General features: G+C 42.2%; 10 protein-coding genes. All 10 read left to right on the forward strand.

What is annotated here, in order from left to right; translation table 11 throughout:
• The first annotated feature begins 36 nt into the window (after positions 1-36).
• Complete coding sequence (locus tag IQ13_RS01435; RefSeq protein WP_144883780.1) at positions 37-1,050, forward strand: zinc-binding alcohol dehydrogenase family protein; 1,014 nt, start codon at positions 37-39, stop codon at positions 1,048-1,050.
• An 83-nt stretch (positions 1,051-1,133) separates the two neighbouring features.
• Positions 1,134-2,120, forward strand: a complete 987-nt coding sequence (locus IQ13_RS01440; RefSeq protein WP_144883782.1) for an aldo/keto reductase — start codon at positions 1,134-1,136, stop codon at positions 2,118-2,120.
• 148 nt (positions 2,121-2,268) lie between these two features.
• Positions 2,269-4,686: a glycoside hydrolase family 2 TIM barrel-domain containing protein gene (locus IQ13_RS01445; protein WP_144883784.1), complete on the forward strand. Its 2,418-nt coding sequence runs from the start codon at positions 2,269-2,271 to the stop codon at positions 4,684-4,686.
• Between the two features lie 170 nt (positions 4,687-4,856).
• Positions 4,857-5,612: a DUF3826 domain-containing protein gene (locus tag IQ13_RS01450; RefSeq protein ID WP_144883786.1), complete on the forward strand. Its 756-nt coding sequence runs from the start codon at positions 4,857-4,859 to the stop codon at positions 5,610-5,612.
• Positions 5,613-5,665: 53 nt separating this feature from the next.
• On the forward strand, positions 5,666-8,872 hold the full coding sequence (locus IQ13_RS01455) for a SusC/RagA family TonB-linked outer membrane protein (RefSeq protein ID WP_158637276.1): 3,207 nt from the start codon (positions 5,666-5,668) through the stop codon (positions 8,870-8,872).
• A gap of 32 nt (positions 8,873-8,904) precedes the next feature.
• On the forward strand, positions 8,905-10,755 hold the full coding sequence (locus tag IQ13_RS01460) for a RagB/SusD family nutrient uptake outer membrane protein (protein WP_158637277.1): 1,851 nt from the start codon (positions 8,905-8,907) through the stop codon (positions 10,753-10,755).
• Between the two features lie 25 nt (positions 10,756-10,780).
• A complete protein-coding gene (locus IQ13_RS01465) occupies positions 10,781-11,719 on the forward strand; it encodes a hypothetical protein (RefSeq protein WP_144883792.1) in 939 nt (312 codons plus the stop codon).
• A gap of 107 nt (positions 11,720-11,826) precedes the next feature.
• Positions 11,827-13,479 (forward strand): pectate lyase family protein, encoded by a 1,653-nt coding sequence (locus IQ13_RS01470; RefSeq protein ID WP_242009448.1) that lies wholly within the window; start codon positions 11,827-11,829, stop codon positions 13,477-13,479.
• Between the two features lie 50 nt (positions 13,480-13,529).
• Positions 13,530-16,505, forward strand: a complete 2,976-nt coding sequence (locus IQ13_RS01475; protein ID WP_144883794.1) for a DUF6298 domain-containing protein — start codon at positions 13,530-13,532, stop codon at positions 16,503-16,505.
• Between the two features lie 3 nt (positions 16,506-16,508).
• Positions 16,509-17,879: a glycoside hydrolase family 140 protein gene (locus IQ13_RS01480; protein WP_144883796.1), complete on the forward strand. Its 1,371-nt coding sequence runs from the start codon at positions 16,509-16,511 to the stop codon at positions 17,877-17,879.
• The last annotated feature ends 2 nt before the right edge of the window (positions 17,880-17,881 follow it).

Raw genomic sequence — 17,881 nt, forward strand, 5'->3', positions numbered from 1 at the left:
TCCGTAGGAGCGACCTGTTATTTAAAACAGTTTTTTATGAAAGCATTAGTGTGTCAGCAACCGGGTTTATTTGAATATGTCGAAAAGGAACAGCCTGCAATTCAACCCGGCCGTGCAATATTAAAAGTAAAACGCATCGGTATCTGCGGAACCGACCTGCATGCCTTTGAAGGTACACAACCTTACTTCGCCTATCCACGCATACTCGGTCATGAGCTGGGTTGCGAAATTGTACAAGTGGATGCAGAAGCGGGATTTGAAGTAGGAGAGCGTGTTACACTCATCCCATATTTTCATTGCGGTGAATGTATTGCATGCCGCAATGGTTTACCCAACTGTTGTGCGGCCATCAATGTATTTGGTGTGCATGTGGATGGTGGTATGATGGAATATATTTCAGTGCCCACATCGGCATTGCTGCATGGCGGCGATATGAGTTTTGATGAACTTGCACTCGTTGAACCGTTGGCAATTGGTGCACATGGTATCCGCAGGGCAGGAGTGCGTGCAGGAGAGTTTGTACTGGTGATAGGTGCAGGCCCCATCGGTTTGGGTATTATGGAATTTGGCCGCATTGCAGGCGGACAGGTAATTGCAATGGATGTAAATGATACACGTTTAAATTTCTGTAAGGATAAATTAAAAGTGCAGCATACCATCAATCCGTTGAATGAAGATGTACTGCAACGCTTAAAAGAAATCACCAACGGCGATATGCCAACGGTGGTAATTGATGCAACAGGAAGTCAAAAAGCCATCAACAATGCATTTCTATACATGGCCCATGGTGCACGGTATGTGCTGGTAGGATTACAGAAAGGCGAATTGATTGTGAGTCATCCAGAGTTTCACAAACGGGAGGCAACACTCATGAGCAGTCGCAACGCCACGCAGGAAGATTTTGATCATGTGATGATGTGTATGCGCAACAAGTTGGTTGATCCATCAACTTACATTACACATCGGGTAAAGTTTGAGGAGGTGAAAGATCATTTCAAAAGCTGGCTCGATCCGAAGAATGGGGTGATCAAAGCAATGGTGGAGATTTGAACCACGAAGACACAAAGACAGAAAGTTACACAAAGGAAACTTCGTCAGACGCCCTCGTCGGACGAAAAAAATAAACAGCGAAAATGGAATACAGAACACTCGGCAAAACCGGAATGAATATTTCAGCCATCAGTCTTGGTACATGGCAGGTAGGCGGTAAATGGGGCAGTGCGTTTGATGAAAAGAATGCAGATGCCATTTTAAATACTGCTGTTGATAACGGAGTCAACTTTATTGATACGGCAGATGTGTACAGCGATGGTGAAAGCGAAAAAGCAATCGGCCGATTTCTGAAAACGAGAAAAGAAAAATTGTTTGTCGCTACGAAGTGCGGACGACAAATTCAACCACATGTAAACGAAGGCTACACGCCTGCAGTGTTGCGGAAATATGTAGAAGACAGTTTGCAACGTTTGCAAATTGAAGCACTCGATCTGATTCAGTTGCATTGTCCGCCTACGCCTGTCTATTATCGTCCGGAAATCTTTGGTTTGTTTGAAGACCTGAAGAAAGAAGGCAAGATTCAACACTTGGGTGTGAGTGTGGAGAAAGTGGAAGAAGCATTAAAGGCCATTGAGTTTGAGAATGTAACAACAGTGCAGATCATCTTCAATATGTTTCGTCAGCGTCCTGCAGAGTTATTTTTTGAACAGGCGAAGAAGAAAAATATTGGTGTGATTGTTCGTGTGCCGTTGGCAAGTGGATTGTTAACCGGTAACTATTCTGCACAAACTGTTTTTGAAAGTGGTGATCATCGACAGTTCAACCGCAATGGTGAAGCGTTTGATAAAGGCGAAACTTTCTCCGGTATTGATTATTCAACAGGTTTGCAGGCCGTGGAAGAATTGAAACAAATTGTTCCTTCTGGTAAAACATTGTCAGCACTGGCTTTGAAATGGATACTTGATTTTGATGCGGTAAGCACTGTAATACCTGGTGCATCCAAGCCCGAACAGGTTACACGCAACCTGGAAGCATTAAATGAACAATCGCTGAGCGCTGAACGGTTGCAACAGGTGCAGGCTGTATATGAAAAGTATATTAAGCAGGCGGTGCATCATTTATGGTGAGGATTGAACCACTAAGACGCAAAGGCAAGAAGAAGTACAAAGGAAACTCCCGTCAGACGCCCTTGTCTGCCGGATAATAAAACTGCTACGGAAGCACTAAATGACGGAATAACTTCCCGCCTTTCCCTCTTCCCGGCAAACAAATAAAATGAAGTTGAATAAACATACATTACTGGTTATCGCTTTATTGTTGAGTCTATTTTCAACAGCGCAGGTTCGTTCTGTTGTTGATTTCAACAACGGATGGAAGTTCCTGTTAGGTAATGATAGTCTTGCAAGCAATGCAAACTATAACGATGCCAAGTGGAGAAGTTTAAACCTGCCGCACGACTGGAGTATTGAAAGTAATTTCTCCTCTTCGTTTCCTGCAACCAACCAGGGCGGAGCATTACCCGGTGGTATTGGCTGGTATCGCAAAACGTTTACAGTTCCTGCTTCTTCGGCAGATAAAAAAATAAGAATAGAATTTGACGGCGTGTATAAGAACAGTGAAGTATGGATCAACGGGCATTACTTAGGGAAACGTCCTTATGGGTATGTCAATTTCTCTTATGATCTCACTCCGTATTTGAATTATGGCAAACCAAATGTGCTTGCAGTGAAAGTTGATAACAGTCTGCAACCCGACTCCAGATGGTACAGCGGCAGTGGTATTTACAGGGATGTGAAATTAGTTACAACAAGTAAAGTGGCGATTGCAGAGGCAGGCGTATTCATCACTACGCCTGTTATCAATCAAAGCAAAGCAACTGTTTCAATTCAATACACTGTTACAAACACCGGTAAACAAAATGAAATCGTTAACCTGTATACCGATGTGTATGATGCAGCAGGGAAGAAGGTTGCTACATCAAAAAATATCGTGAAGCGCACCATACCTGTTGGCGGTTATTCATATGCCAGTCAATTACAAATCAACGCACCCATTCTTTGGTCAATTGCCAAACCCTATTTGTATAAAGCCGTTACACGCATTGAACGGAATGGTCAATTGATTGATGAAGTAAAAACAACGTTCGGTATCCGTTCATTCCGTTTCGATGCAGCCAATGGTTTCTTTCTCAACAATCAACCTTTGAAAATACAAGGCGTTTGTATGCATCACGATCTGGGTGCATTGGGTGCAGCGTATAATCATGCGGCAGCAAAGCGTCAATTAACGATATTAAAAGAGATGGGTGTGAATGCCATCCGTTTCTCTCACAATCCTCCGGCAGCAGCCATACTTGATCTCTGCGATGAAATGGGTTTTTTGGTGCAGGTGGAAGCATTCGATATGTGGAAGAAAAAGAAAAACAAATTCGATTATAACCTCTATTTCGATGAATGGCATGCACGTGATATACAAGCCATGGTGTTGCGAGATCGTAATCATCCTTCTGTTTTTATGTGGAGCATCGGTAACGAAATACGGGAGCAATTCGACAGTACCGGTACAACCATCGCCAAACGTTTGGTTGACTTAGTGAAAGCTATTGATACAACAAGACCTGTAACCTGTGCATTAACGGAAAATTTTCCCGAGAAAAATTTCATCTGGAAATCCGGTGCATTGGATGTACTCGGCTTCAATTACAAGTTGTACGATTATGCAGACCTGCCCAAACGTTTTCCGGGTCAGTCGTTTGTTGCAACTGAAACTGCATCCGCATTAGCATCAAGAGGTTCGTACGATATGCCCAGCGACAGTAACCGTCTCTGGCCACCCGATGGTAAAACGCCAACAGTAAAAGGCAATGCTGATATGAGTGTATCGGCTTATGATCATGTTTATGCTTACTGGGGTTCTTCACATGAAGCGGCATTATTGGCGGTGAACAAATACAAATTCATGTCGGGCATGTTTGTATGGAGCGGGTTCGATTTTATTGGAGAGCCTGTACCGTATGCATGGCCGGCACGCAGTTCGTACTATGGCATTGTTGACCTTGCAGGTCTTCCCAAAGATGTGTATTACCTCTATCAAAGTGAGTGGACAACAAAACCGGTATTGCATTTATTTCCGCATTGGAACTGGAACAAAGGCGATACGGTTGATGTGTGGGCTTATTATAATAATGCTGATGAAGTGGAATTATTCCTCAACGGAAAATCGTTAGGCAGCAAATCGAAAACTACGGATGTCTTACATGTAATGTGGCGTGTGCCTTACCAGCCGGGAATAATCAAAGCAGTATCAAAAAAGAACGGAAAAATTATTCTTACGAAGGAAATCAGAACAGCAGGTGCTCCGGCAAAAATTCTACTAACAGCCGATAAATCAAAACTCAAAGCCAATGGAAAAGATCTTTCTTTTATTACCGTAAAACTGGTTGATAAAGATGGCAATCTGGTTCCAGATGCCGATCAGCTTCTTCAGATTTCTGTTACAGGAGCAGGTTTGTTGGCCGGCACAGACAATGGGTTTCCCGCCGACAGCAGTTCATTTAAAAATCCCCGCCGCAAAACATGGAAAGGAATGGCCCTGGCAATTGTACAGTCGCATGTAAAAAAGGGAAATATTACAGTTCTGGTAAAGGCAGATGGTTTAAAACAGGCAATGTTTACACTTAGAACCGAAGATTAGAGGGCGAAAACAGCTTTCGGGAACGTTTCCGTAACTATTTGTTGAATAGTAAAATAATACATCAACTTAGCAAAACCTTACATTTTTAAGGGGTGGGGTCAATGTAATTTTAGACCATCATTTAAACAGCTTTTTTGTTTAAAACGGTTAACGATTAAACGGCTTCAGGTATGATTTTAAGTTTGCCATTTCTACATACTTCACAGGATGCTCCAAAGGTATTTATCCGTAGTTTAACTGCAGATTTATCATCTGTTAAAAAAATAGTTTTTACGGTATCACTTTGTGCATTTGGTTTCGTTACTGCAGCGGGGCAAAACAACCAAACAGCCGAGGAAAAGGCAGCTTACATTAAAACAGTTACCGATCGCTCTGCGAAAATTGTTAACACACTTTCTATTAAAGATTCAGCAACGTACAAACAGGTACTTGCATTATTGGTTTATCAGTACAGCAACATCAACCGCATACACGAAGAAACTAAAATAGCTTTAGCAGCAATCAAACAGCAATCAATCACCGCTCAGGAATCTGCTCTTCAGGTACAAAAGCAGGAAGAGAAAAAAAATGCGCAGCTTCAGCAACTGCACACATCTTTTCTTGCCGGGTTACAAACGAATTTAACTGGAGAGCAGATTGAGCTGGTGAAAGATGGTATGACCTATAAGGTGCTGCACGTTACTTACACTGCTTATGTTGACATGATTCCTTCCCTTACGGAAGAACAGAAGAAGAAAATATATGATTGGCTGGTAGAAGCAAGAGAGCTTGCTATGGACAGCGAATCCTCAGATAAAAAGCACGCCATCTTTGGTAAGTACAAAGGCCGCATCAATAATTATCTTGCTGCTGCCGGTTACGATTTAACCAAAGAGAGAGAGGAGTGGCAAAAGCGGATTAAAGAAAAAAATGAATCTTCTAAATAAAACAATAACTACTGATTTTTCTTAAAAACCCAAAAAGCAAAATGCCATATAACATGAAGTATTTGCGACAACCAAAACTGCTGTTACTTACGATTTTTTCATTCCTTACAGTAACGCTGTTTGCACAGGAAGTAACTGTTAGCGGAACAGTAACTAACAAAGAAAACAATGAGCCTTTAGAAGGGGTGAGTGTAAAACTTAAAAACGCTGCTACAGGCACAACAACAAAAAAAGACGGAAGCTTTACATTAAAGGTTCCATCTGCATCATCCATTCTTGTATTTTCTTATGTCGGCTTTGCGAACTTTGAAAGCAAAGCATCTGCATCAGGATCATTATCGGTACAACTTGAACGCAGCAGCAACGACCGTCTGGAAGAAGTTGTTGTTATTGGTTACGGCACCAAAAAGCGTGTTAACGTACAAGGTTCGGTAGGTACTATCAAAGCAACGGAGATTGAAGATTTGCCTGTGGCTAATTTGCCATCGGCACTCATTAACCGTTTACCCGGTGTAGGTATCAACTTCAGTTCAGGTAAACCAGGTTCTACAACCACCATTAATATCCGTAATGCAACTACTTTTCCAGGTGCTCCAACTGGTGTAACCAATCAGCCATTAATTGTTATTGATGGTATTATTTCAAACCCCACACAGTGGTCTCAGGCTACTAATGCAGACTGGCTGGAAAATTTAGATGCAAGCCAAATTGAAGACATTACATTCCTGAAAGATGCATCTGCTGCAATTTATGGTGCTGCCGGTGCAAAAGGTGTGGTGTTGATTACCACTAAAAAAGGTAAGGCAGGTAAACCTAAAATTTCTTACTCAGGCTACTTTGGTGTTTCTACCGAAGCAGTAAAAAATAAATCGCTCACAGCTTACGAGCATGCGCAGTTTTTAAACGATGGATACGAAATGACAGGTGCACCGCTCACGCAACGTTTTTCGCAAGCCGACCTCGATTCATTAAAATCAATGCCGGATAAGAGCTGGTACGATTACTTTTGGAAAAATGGCCGGGTGCAGCGCCATACCATCAACGTATCGGGTGGTACAGATAAAGTAACCTTGTTTGCAGGCGGTAGTTATTACAACGAAAATGGTAATTATGGCATTACGCAAAATAATAAGTACAGTTTTCGTACAGGTATGAATGCAGTTATTGTTGATGGATTAAGTGCACAGGTAAACTTCGCATCAGATTTTAACAGAGAGCGTAGTAATAACTGGAAAAATGCGGGAAGTGAAACAGACGATGCTACTATTCGGGCACTTTACCTTACACCCAAATGGATTCCGGTAGAAATTAATGGTTTGCCGGTGGCTTTTGGTGGTAATGCTGCACCAAACAACAGCACAGGTAACCCCTGGAGCTTATTGGGCGTACACCGCTCAGGTGCTTATCGTGATGCTAAATCGCAAGGTCTTTCGGTGAATGCTTCCTTGGAGTGGAAACCCAAATTTGTTAAAGGCTTAACTGCACGTGTACAATATGGTAATAATAACCGTACAAATAATGCTTTAGGTTATTATCCTGCTTACTTGGTTTATAATTTTACCAGCCGTGGTCAAAACGGTTTGCTGTTATCGAATACATTAAATCCTACTACACCTTCTCGTCGTGTAACCAGCCAAAGCGATCAGATTGAAGAGGGGATTACTACATCGAAAAACTACCAGTTCATCACTACACTTTCGTATGGTCGTAAATTTGGTGAACACGATGTTGATGTAATGGTTGGTTTCGACCAAGGTGAGGCAGACAGTAAAAACTATTTACTCTCTAAAACCGGACAAATTGTAGCCGGGGTAGATGAGTTTTGGGCATTCAATAATGATCCTTCTACTTTAGGCAGTATTCAGGATGCATTGCGTAATCCGCAGTTTTTCCGTAACTCAAAACGCTCGTACATCAGCCGTGCCAACTATTCGTTTAAAGGCCGTTACTTCTTCGAGTTTATTGGCCGTGCCGATGCATCAGTAAACTTTTTACCCGAAAACCGTTGGGGCTTTTTTCCAACAGTAGGTTTGGGTTGGAAAGTAAGTGATGAAAGTTTCTTCCGCAATGTAGCTTTTGTCAATTCATTAAAGCTACGTGCCAACTATGGTTTAGTAGGTGAAGACAGGGTGGGTAACCGTTTATGGGAATCTCGCTTCACGCAATCTACAGGCGTTGTATTTGGCAATAATGTTACCGGAGGTTTAGATCCAAACGTATATCCTAATCCGGATCTTACATGGGAAAAAGCACGAAACCTCAACGTAGGTTTTGATGCCTCTTTCTTATCAAATAAACTTTCTTTAACGGTAGATTTTTATAACCGCTACAGTTACGATGGTTTCGATACCTATTCAGCAAGTGTGTTTGCACCTACCGCAGGCATCCCTCCTCCAATTGTAAACTATGGCCGCCAGCTTAGTTGGGGTTCCGAGTTTTCTGTTGGCTACCGTACAAGGTTAGGTAAAGATTGGGGTGTGAATGCTGATGTGAACTTTGGTTGGAGCAACAGCCAAATGCTGCAGGTGTTTTATAACGAAGCGCAGTTGGGCACATTTGGCCCCGATCAGTTAGGTATATTGGTTGGGCGTGATCCTCGCAAGTACAATGGTACCAACCTTGGTTACATTGCCAAAGGTATTTTACGTACACAGGCCGCAGTAGATGCTATTCTTGCAAAAAATCCGAACTACCTCATTGGTGGTCAAAAGCCGCAGGTAGGTTTTATGGATTTTGAAGATATCAATGGCGATGGACAAATTAATGATCTGGATATAACAACCATGTTCAATCGTACTACTCCGTTTGCTTCTTTCGGTATTACATTGGGAGCTACGTACAAAGAATTTAAACTGCAGATGAACATGAACCTGCGTATTGGTGGTAAGGTAGCGTACGATAGCGAAGCACGCAAAGTACCAACAACCACACAAAATGCTCCGGCTTTCTGGGCCGATCACTGGACGCCTACAAATCCTAACGGTAAGTTTCCAAGAGCCGATGCTCCTTTGGCCAGAGAAAACTCAACTTTCTGGTTAATGGATGGTACACAAAGCCGCATTAACAATGCTGTATTATCTTATCAGTTACCAAAGCAGTTAGCTGCCAAATTCAAAATTCCGGATTTGCGTGTCATGCTTACCGGTACCAACCTGTTCAATATCATCAATCCATTTAAGTACAAAGATCCTTACACTTCAAACTTTGCAAACTATCCAACATTGCGTACGATTTCGTTGGGTATTAATGCAAGCTTATAATTTGAATGGTAACAATACAAAACGAATACACAATGAAGCAGATAAAATATACAGGTTCTTTTATACTTGCAGCGATACTGCTGTTGTCTACAACACTTTCTTCCTGCAAAAAAGACGCTGAATTTTTTGATATCAAAGACCCTCAGGGTATCGATTCAAGAATTTGGGAAGATGAAGGTGCTGTTGGTCTTTTCCTGAACCGCACATATGGTTTAATTATTCCGCAATGGCCGGCACCCGGTACAGCGCCAGGTAATATTCATATCACATCCGATGAAATGAATGGCGGTAACACGGGCTTTCTCTATGGAACGTTGGTAGAAAACTCAGTTACTGACTTAGGTACAGGTAATGGTATTACAACCAACCGCTATTTCGATATCAGACGTTGTAACCTTGCATTGGAAGGTATTGATTCGAGTAAAGCAATTTCGGATGCAACCAAACGTAGCCTGAAAGGACAATTTTACTTTTTACGTGCTTATGTCTATTTCCGTATGGTAAGCTTGTATGGCGGTATTCCGTTGGTGTTAAAAGTGCAAGAGCTTACCAACGAGGGGATACCAACTACACCACGTTCGAAAACAAGCGAATGTATTGCTGCAATTGTGCGTGATTTTGATTCAGCGGCTGCAAATTTACCTGCCACCTGGCCAGCAGCAGAAGCAGGCCGTATCACTCGTGGTACAGCGTTGGCAATGAAAGGTAAAACACTACTGTACTGGGCCAGCCCACAGTTTAACCCTACGAATATAGCCAGTCGTTGGGAAGATGCTTACCAGGCTAATAAAACTGCCTATGACCAATGTATTGCAGATGGCTACGGTTTAATTGCACGTTACGCCGATATTTTCTTAACGGAAGATCATCGGGAGGTAATGATTGTAAGAAAATATACAACCACAAGAGATTGGGGAACAAATATCGAAGCCATCACACGTCCAAGTTCCGAATCGCCCAGTGGCAGTGGTTCTTTTCAACCTACCTGGAACTTGGTGCAGGCTTATACTATGGCCGATGGTTTACCTATTACACATGCCTCATCGGGATACAACGCTAACCAGTTTTGGCAAAACAGAGATCCTCGTTTTGATGCAACTATTGCGTACAATGGTGCACTTTGGGCATTAAGTGGTAAAGCAACCCGCAGACAATGGCAATACAATGGGGTTATTGATGAAACATCTTCTTCTATTGTAACAGGTTTTTATAACCGCAGATTTTGCAATACAACCCTTACGCCAACACAAGCCCAGTATGTTTCCAGTACAGGTGGTGGCAGTGGTATGGATTGGGTTGAAATGCGATTTGCCGAGGTGATTTTAAATTTAGCCGAGTGTGCGAACGAAACAGGACGTTTGGCAGAAGCCAAAAATTATGTACGTACCATACGCCAGCGTGCTGGTATAGCAGCGGGTTCTTTCGATTATGGGTTGAGTATTGCTACAGATGCTGCAAGCATGCGTAACTTACTTTTAAACGAGCGCCAGATTGAGTTTGCAATGGAGGGAAAACGTTATGCAGATTTAAGAAGAACAAGAAATCTTTCTTTGATTGCTGCAAGACAATCGTATAAACTTGCGCCTAAATCTCCCTATTTCGCAGGTGCACTTCCTGGAAGCGGACCGGTTGCAGGACGTATTTATCTTGATGTTCCGAATGCTCTTGGACAAAGACCAAGAGATACAGTAAATATCAACAATCTTGCATCTTATACAACTGTATTTACCGTACCGGGAACAGTTGCAAGTATTGAAGGTTCCAACGTAATAAGCATACCCAGTAAGTATTATTTCTATGCCCTGCCAAACTGGTTCAGCCAAAATTTCTTTATTGAGCAAACACAAGGTTGGGTAAACGGAACATTTGATCCATTACAGTAAGTCTTAAACTAAAATAACTACAGCAATGAAAAAATATTTGACAGGGATTTTTGCAGCGGGCTTATTGTTATCTGCATGCGAAAAAAAGGTAAACCCGGTTGATACATACTATGTAACGGTTGAGTATAAACAAAATACCGCTAAAGATCTAACCGGTAACGTAGAGTTAAATCCAAAGGACAGCATTTATCTCAATTTTACCATTTCGTCGCCCAACGACATGGCGTATATTGAGATACAACGAAATGGTTCACGAATTGATACCTTTCAATTAAACACAGCCGATAAAAAACGTAGCTTTTCAACAATAAAAGGCTACAGGGCAGACAGCGCTGCTGGAGTATATACTTACCGTGTACTCGCACGTGATGCCCGTGGTGTATTTATGGGTGATGGTGGTAAGCAGTTGAAGGTTACTGTAAAACCCGATTTTGATTTTTGGTCGTATAGAATTTTACAGGTGCCGGATTCACTTACTCAAACCAATAAATGTTATTACTCTACAAAAGATGGTAAAGTGTACAGCTATGCCGATGGTCCGGGTAACTCAGCTTCAATTGATTTTGGTTATTATTGGGATACGACAGGCAGAGGAACAGCTTCTACAACCGATGATTTAAAACATTGTTTGTATGCTTTAAATGCACCTCAATCACAAATAGCCTTTAACGATGTATCGCAAACATCTTGGACGAAAAATGCAACCTTATTAAAGAAAATGCCAAGTTCGGTAAATTTTGTCACAGGGTTAACTTCTTCGGGAGCCATTCAAACATTGATTGGTGGTAATATGACCTCGGGAACATCTTCAAAGGTTACTGCAATCAATACAACTGCCGGTAACAATGTAATCGGTTTTCGAACAGTCACCGGCAAGTTCGGAGCCATTCTTATCCGCTTTTTAAATGGCGATTCACCCAGCAAGACGACGCAGATTGAAGTAGATGTAAAAGTGCAGAAATAGTTTTTGTATAACACAATCATTGAAAAGAGAAAGTGTTATCACTTTCTCTTTTCGTTAGCGCAGGTTACAGTGTAAGAAATCGTCAATAATAAGTATAAATTAATAACATGAATTTCCTTCGTAAGAGAATTTACACAGCAGCAGTTTGCTTAGTGGCAGCAGGAAGTGTAGTTGCCCAGTATCCTGATATCCCTAAAGATGTTCAACAGAAATCAGATTCATTGATGCGTGCTGCCAATAAGCATTCCGATTCAGCATGGCAAGTGGCATGGCCTATTATTCAACAACAGGCAAAAGAAGGCAAGCCATATATCCCTTGGGCTTCACGATATGATGAATTACCTCAATCGGATATTTTAGCCTTTCCAGGTGCAGAAGGTGGAGGTAAATACAGCTTTGGTGGCCGTGGTGGTAAGGTGTATGTTGTAACAAACTTAAATGATGATGGTCCGGGTAGCTTACGTTGGGCTTGTGAACAGGGTGGTGCAAGAATTATTGTATTCAATGTTGCAGGTATTATTCGTTTACAAACACCGTTGATCATTCGTGCTCCTTATATTACGATTGCCGGACAAACAGCACCGGGTGATGGTGTATGTATAGCAGGCGAAAGTGTGTGGATCAATACACATGATGTGATCATTCGTTACATGCGTTTCCGTCGTGGTGAAACATGGGTGGGACGTAGAGATGATGCCATCGGTGGTAATCCCATCGGCAATATCATCATAGATCATGTAAGTGCAACATGGGGCCTGGATGAAAACATGAGTATGTATCGCCACATGTACAACGACAGCACAGGAAAGATTGAAGATAAATTCGGCACGGTGAATATCACTATTCAGAATTCAATTTTTGGTGAAGCGCTCGATACCTGGAACCATGCATTTGGCAGTACGTTGGGTGGAGAGAATTGCACCTTCATGCGTAATCTCTGGGCAAACAATGCAGGCCGTAATCCATCTGTTGGCTGGAATGGTGTGTTCAACTTTGCAAACAACGTGGTGTACAACTGGGTACATCGCAGTATTGATGGTGGTGATTACCGTGCACAGTTCAACATCATCAACAATTATTTCAAACCGGGGCCGGCTACTCCCAAAAATACGCCGGTTGGTCACCGTATTCTCAAGCCCGAAAGCGGACGAAGCAAACTCAAAGAAAAATATTACGGACGTTCTTATGTAAATGGCAATATTATGGAAGGTTATCCGGAGATCACAAAAGATAACTGGAACGGTGGTGTACAGGTTGAAGAAGAACGAGACGCCGGTAAATACAAAGATTTTATGAAGGTGAACAAGCCGTTGCCAATGGCGCCTGTTACTATTCTGTCTGCTGAAGAAGCAAGAAAATATGTATTGGCAAATGCCGGGGCAACCTTGCCAAAACGTGATGCGGTGGATGCACGGATTGTAAAAGAAGCAACAACTGGCAAAGTGGAAATCAATCCGAATGTAAAATTGCCGGAAACACAATTCAAGCATCGCCGTTTACCAATCGACTCCTACAAGATCGGTATCATTACAGATCCTGCACAGGTAGGTGGTTATCCCGAATACAAAGGCACGCCTTATGTTGATAGTGATAATGATGGTATGCCGGATGCGTACGAATTGAAAGTTGGTTTGAATCCGAAAGATGCAGCTGATGCAGCCAAAATTGCAAAGAATGGTTACAGCAACATCGAGAACTATCTCAACAGTGTGGTGGATGTAAAGAATGTAAAACCCATCCCTTCGGTAGTGAAGAAATAAAGATTCGGCAGTACATACTGTTTTTGTATCTTATAATCAGTTTGAAAGGAATGAATAAAAGAACAGTATATCGTTTTTTAATTTTAATCAGTCTTATTACAGTTCAACAGGCTTTACTTGCGCAAAAGCAGGTAAAGCCTGTTCCTCCTTTATACAGTGAGAAAGGGAAGTTGATGTATACCCCTGATCAACTTGGAAATCGTATTCCTGATTTTTCATATTGCGGTTACAAAGCATCGGAACAACCGATACCGATGGTTGATGTGAAAGTTACTGTACCTGCAAAGCAAGGCGATGCAACAACACGTATACAGGCTGCCATTGACTATGTAAGCAAATTACCGCTTGATGCAAATGGTTTTCGTGGTGCGGTGTTATTATTGCCCGGCAGGCATGAAGTGTTGGGGCAGCTGCGTATTACAACATCCGGTGTGGTGTTGCGTGGCAGTGGTATCAACAGCACAACCATTGTTGGTGCAGGAACCGGACGTTTAGCATTGATCAAGATTGTTGGGAAGAATACCCTTGCAAAAGAACTTACCGGTTTAAAAATTACGGATGCGTATGTGCCGGTAAACGCAATGAGTTTTCATGTTGATCAGATCAATCTGAAAGATCACTCCAATAAAATTATAATCCGTCGACCTTCAACAGCCAACTGGATTAATTTACTCGGTACAGATCATTTCGGTGGAGGTATTACTGCATTGGGTTGGAAACCGGGCGAACGGGATTTGTATTTCGATCGTACCATTACAAAAGTGGAAGGCAACACGGTTTACATTGATGCACCAATCACCACAGCACTTGATACAAGCTATAGTGGAGCAACGGTTTCTTTTTACAATAACAATGGTCGTATTACGAATTGTGCTGTTGAAAATATCAAACTCATTTCTACTTACGACAAAGCAAATCCAAAAGATGAAGACCATCGCTGGAATGCCATCAATCTTGAAAATGCAGAAGACTGCTGGGTAAGGCAAATCACGTTTCAGCATTTTGCTGGTAGTGCCGTGAGTGTATTGGAGACTTCAAAAAGAATTACGGTTGAAGATTGTATTTCATTAGCACCTGTTTCAGAAATTGGCGGACAACGTCGATACACATTTTTAACTACCGGCCAGCAAACATTGTTTCAGCGTTGTTATGCCGAGTATGGTTATCACGATTTTGCTGTAGGATTTTGTGCAGCCGGCCCGAATGCATTTGTGCAATGCGAATCGGTTTTGCCATTCAGTTTCAGCGGAGCGATCGACAGCTGGGCAAGCGGTGTTTTGTTTGATGTGGTGAATGTGGATGGGAATGCGTTGCGTTTTGGTAATCGAGGACAGGATGCAAATGGAGCAGGCTGGTCGGCAGCCAATAGTGTATTCTGGAATTGCAGTGCAGCACGTATCGATTGTTACAAACCACCAACTGCACAAAACTGGGCATTCGGCAGCTGGAGCCAGTTTGCCGGCGATGGTTACTGGAATGAAAGTAATAATACCATTACTCCAAGAAGTCTATACTATGCACAGTTGCGTGAACGCTTAAATAAAAATGTAGATGCGCAGGCGCAGATCATGGATGTACCAACAGAAGCAAGTAGTAGTCCATCTGTTGAAGTAGCACAGGTACTTACAAAAGAAGCAGCAAAGCCAAAGCAGCAATTAAAAGATTTAATTGCACAGGCATCAGCACGAAACAAAATTTCGATTGCATACAGTAATGTAAAATCGATCGATGAAATTGGTATACCGCAGAAAGTAAAACCAACGCTTGCGCCTGCTTTACAAATTAAAAACGGTGTATTGGTAAGAGGTGATGAATTGGTAACAGGTAAACGTTCCGGTGTACAGTGGTGGAGCGGTGGTTTACAGGCAAAAGATATTCAGCAATCGAAATGGCATATCACACGATTTGTTCCGGGTCGCAGCGGAAAAGGTTTAACGGATAACCTTGACGAAGTGGTAACAGAAATGAAAGCAACGAATCATGTTGCAATCGAACATAATTACGGATTGTGGTACGACAGGAGAAGAGATGATCACCAACGTGTACGCAGAATGGATGGCGAAGTATGGCCTCCGTTTTATGAATTGCCTTTTGCAAGGAGCGGAAAAGAAACAGCCTGGGATGGTTTGAGTAAATATGATTTAACGAAGTATAACTTGTTTTACTGGAGCCGGTTGAAACAGTTTGCTGATCTCGCCGATCAGAGTGGATTAGTGTTAATGCACCAGAATTATTTTCAGCACAACATTATTGAAGCAGGTGCACATTATGCCGATTTCCCCTGGCGTACGGCGAACAACATCAACAACACCGGGTTTAATGAGCCGGTGAATTATGCAGGTGATAAACGCATTTTCTATGCCGAACAGTTTTACGATCTGTCGAATCCTGTTCGTAAAGAGTTACATAAAAAATACATCCGTCAGTGTTTAGCCAACTTCAAAGACAATAACGGTGTCATTCAACTCATTGGTGAAGAATATACAGGGCCATTGCATTTTGTAAAATTCTGGCTCGATGTAATTCGTGAATGGGAACAGGAAACAGGCAAGCATCCGTTAATTGCATTGAGTGTAACCAAAGATGTACAGGATGCGATATTGGCATTGCCTGCTTATGCAGCAGTCGTTGATATCATCGATATCCGTTATTGGCATTACCAGGCCGATGGTACAGCCTATGCACCAAAGGGTGGAGAAAATTTAGCACCACGTCAGCATGCACGTTTACTCAAACCGAAGAAAACAAGTTTTGAGCAGGTGTATCGTGCCGTAAAAGAATACCGCACAAAATATCCAACCAAAGTAGTGATGTACAGTGGCGATAATTATCCGGAGTTTGGAATAGCTGTGTTGATGGCAGGAGGCAGTATGCCTGTGCTGCCTGAAACAATTGATGCAGCAATTTTAAAAGCTGCTGCTGGTATGAAGCCCGTAGCAGCAACCAACGCCAACGAGTATGTACTGAGTGATGGGAAGAGCAGCATTATCTATAATACAGAAACGAGAAAATTTGAAAGACGATAAGTGATGAAAAACAGATTGACAGTTTTGTTTTTAGTATTTGCCTTGTTTGCAAACGCACAGGTGAAGCAACTCAAAGTTTCGGCCAATAAACGCTTTTTTCAAACAGTTGATGGTAAACCTTTCTTCTGGATTGGAGATACCGGCTGGTTGTTGTTTGTAAAATGCAGCAGGGAAGATGCCATCCGTTATCTCGAAACAAGAAAGCAACAAGGCTTTAATGTGGTGCAGGTAATGGTGCTGCATGATCTAAACAATACGAAAAACGTGTATGGCGATTTTGCATTGATCAACGAGGATGCATCAAAGCCGAATGTTACTCCCGGAAATAATTTCGCCGATACTGCTGCTTATGATTATTGGGATCATGTTGATTTTATTGTGGACGAAGCAGCGAAGCGTGGCATTTATATGGCAATGGTTCCGGTGTGGGGCAGCAATGTAAAAGCCGGTAAAGTAAATGCACAACAGGGTGAAGTGTATGCAAAGTTTTTAGCCAATCGTTATAAAAACCGAACAAACATTATTTGGTTGAATGGTGGTGATGTGCGGGGAACAGAAGGAATGGAAGTGTGGAAAGTGATTGGTCCCACCTTGAAGAAATACGATCCGAAACATTTGGTTACCTATCATCCACGTGGACGTACTTCATCAAGCGATTGGTTTCATAACGAAGCATGGCTTGATTTTAATCTGTTTCAAAGCGGTCATAAAGATTATGCACAGGATACCAGCAGCAACGAAACCAATCATTATGGTGAAGACAACTGGAAGTTTATTGCTGTTGATTACAACTTAAAACCGGTGAAGCCAACATTGGATGGTGAACCATCGTATGAAAATATTCCGCATGGTTTGCACGATAGTTTGCAGCCTCGCTGGACAGCTGGCGATCTGCGTCGCTACGCCTACTGGAGTGTGTTTGCAGGTGGTGCAGGTTTTACTTATGGTGAAAACGCAACGATGCAGTTTAATAAGATGGGCGACTGGACAGCGAACTATGGTGTAACCATGAACTGGAAGCAGGCGCTTCTATCACCAGGTGCAACACAAATGGTTCATTTGAAAAAACTCATGTTAAGTAAATCGTATTACGATCGTGTGCCTGCACAGGAATTGGTGGTTGACAGTGGTGAACGTTACAATCGTGTTGCTGCAACAAGAGCAACTAACTATGCGATGTTCTATGTTTATAATGGAAGAGATTTTAAAATAGATGTATCGAAGCTGAAGTTTGTGCCAACGAAAGCAAACTGGTTTAATCCGGCTACAGGCAAACAGCAACTTGTTGAAGGATATAAAAAAGGTACAACCAGTTTCGATCCTCCCGGTGAACAGAAAGATGGGAATGATTGGGTATTGATTTTAGAGAAATAGGC

Source organism: Lacibacter cauensis (assembly GCF_007830055.1).
Taxonomy (GTDB): Bacteria; Bacteroidota; Bacteroidia; order Chitinophagales; family Chitinophagaceae; genus Lacibacter; species Lacibacter cauensis.

What these genes read in the sequence shown, in the direction of transcription:
- IQ13_RS01475 (WP_144883794.1), top strand. Translation starts at nt 13,530, where the DNA reads ATGAATAAAAGAACAGTATATCGTTTTTTAATTTTAATCAGTCTTATT.
- IQ13_RS01460 (WP_158637277.1), top strand. Translation starts at nt 8,905, where the DNA reads ATGAAGCAGATAAAATATACAGGTTCTTTTATACTTGCAGCGATACTG.
- IQ13_RS01455 (WP_158637276.1), top strand. Translation starts at nt 5,666, where the DNA reads ATGAAGTATTTGCGACAACCAAAACTGCTGTTACTTACGATTTTTTCA.
- IQ13_RS01440 (WP_144883782.1), top strand. Translation starts at nt 1,134, where the DNA reads ATGGAATACAGAACACTCGGCAAAACCGGAATGAATATTTCAGCCATC.
- IQ13_RS01435 (WP_144883780.1), top strand. Translation starts at nt 37, where the DNA reads ATGAAAGCATTAGTGTGTCAGCAACCGGGTTTATTTGAATATGTCGAA.
- IQ13_RS01470 (WP_242009448.1), top strand. Translation starts at nt 11,827, where the DNA reads ATGAATTTCCTTCGTAAGAGAATTTACACAGCAGCAGTTTGCTTAGTG.
- IQ13_RS01445 (WP_144883784.1), top strand. Translation starts at nt 2,269, where the DNA reads ATGAAGTTGAATAAACATACATTACTGGTTATCGCTTTATTGTTGAGT.
- IQ13_RS01450 (WP_144883786.1), top strand. Translation starts at nt 4,857, where the DNA reads ATGATTTTAAGTTTGCCATTTCTACATACTTCACAGGATGCTCCAAAG.
- IQ13_RS01465 (WP_144883792.1), top strand. Translation starts at nt 10,781, where the DNA reads ATGAAAAAATATTTGACAGGGATTTTTGCAGCGGGCTTATTGTTATCT.
- IQ13_RS01480 (WP_144883796.1), top strand. Translation starts at nt 16,509, where the DNA reads ATGAAAAACAGATTGACAGTTTTGTTTTTAGTATTTGCCTTGTTTGCA.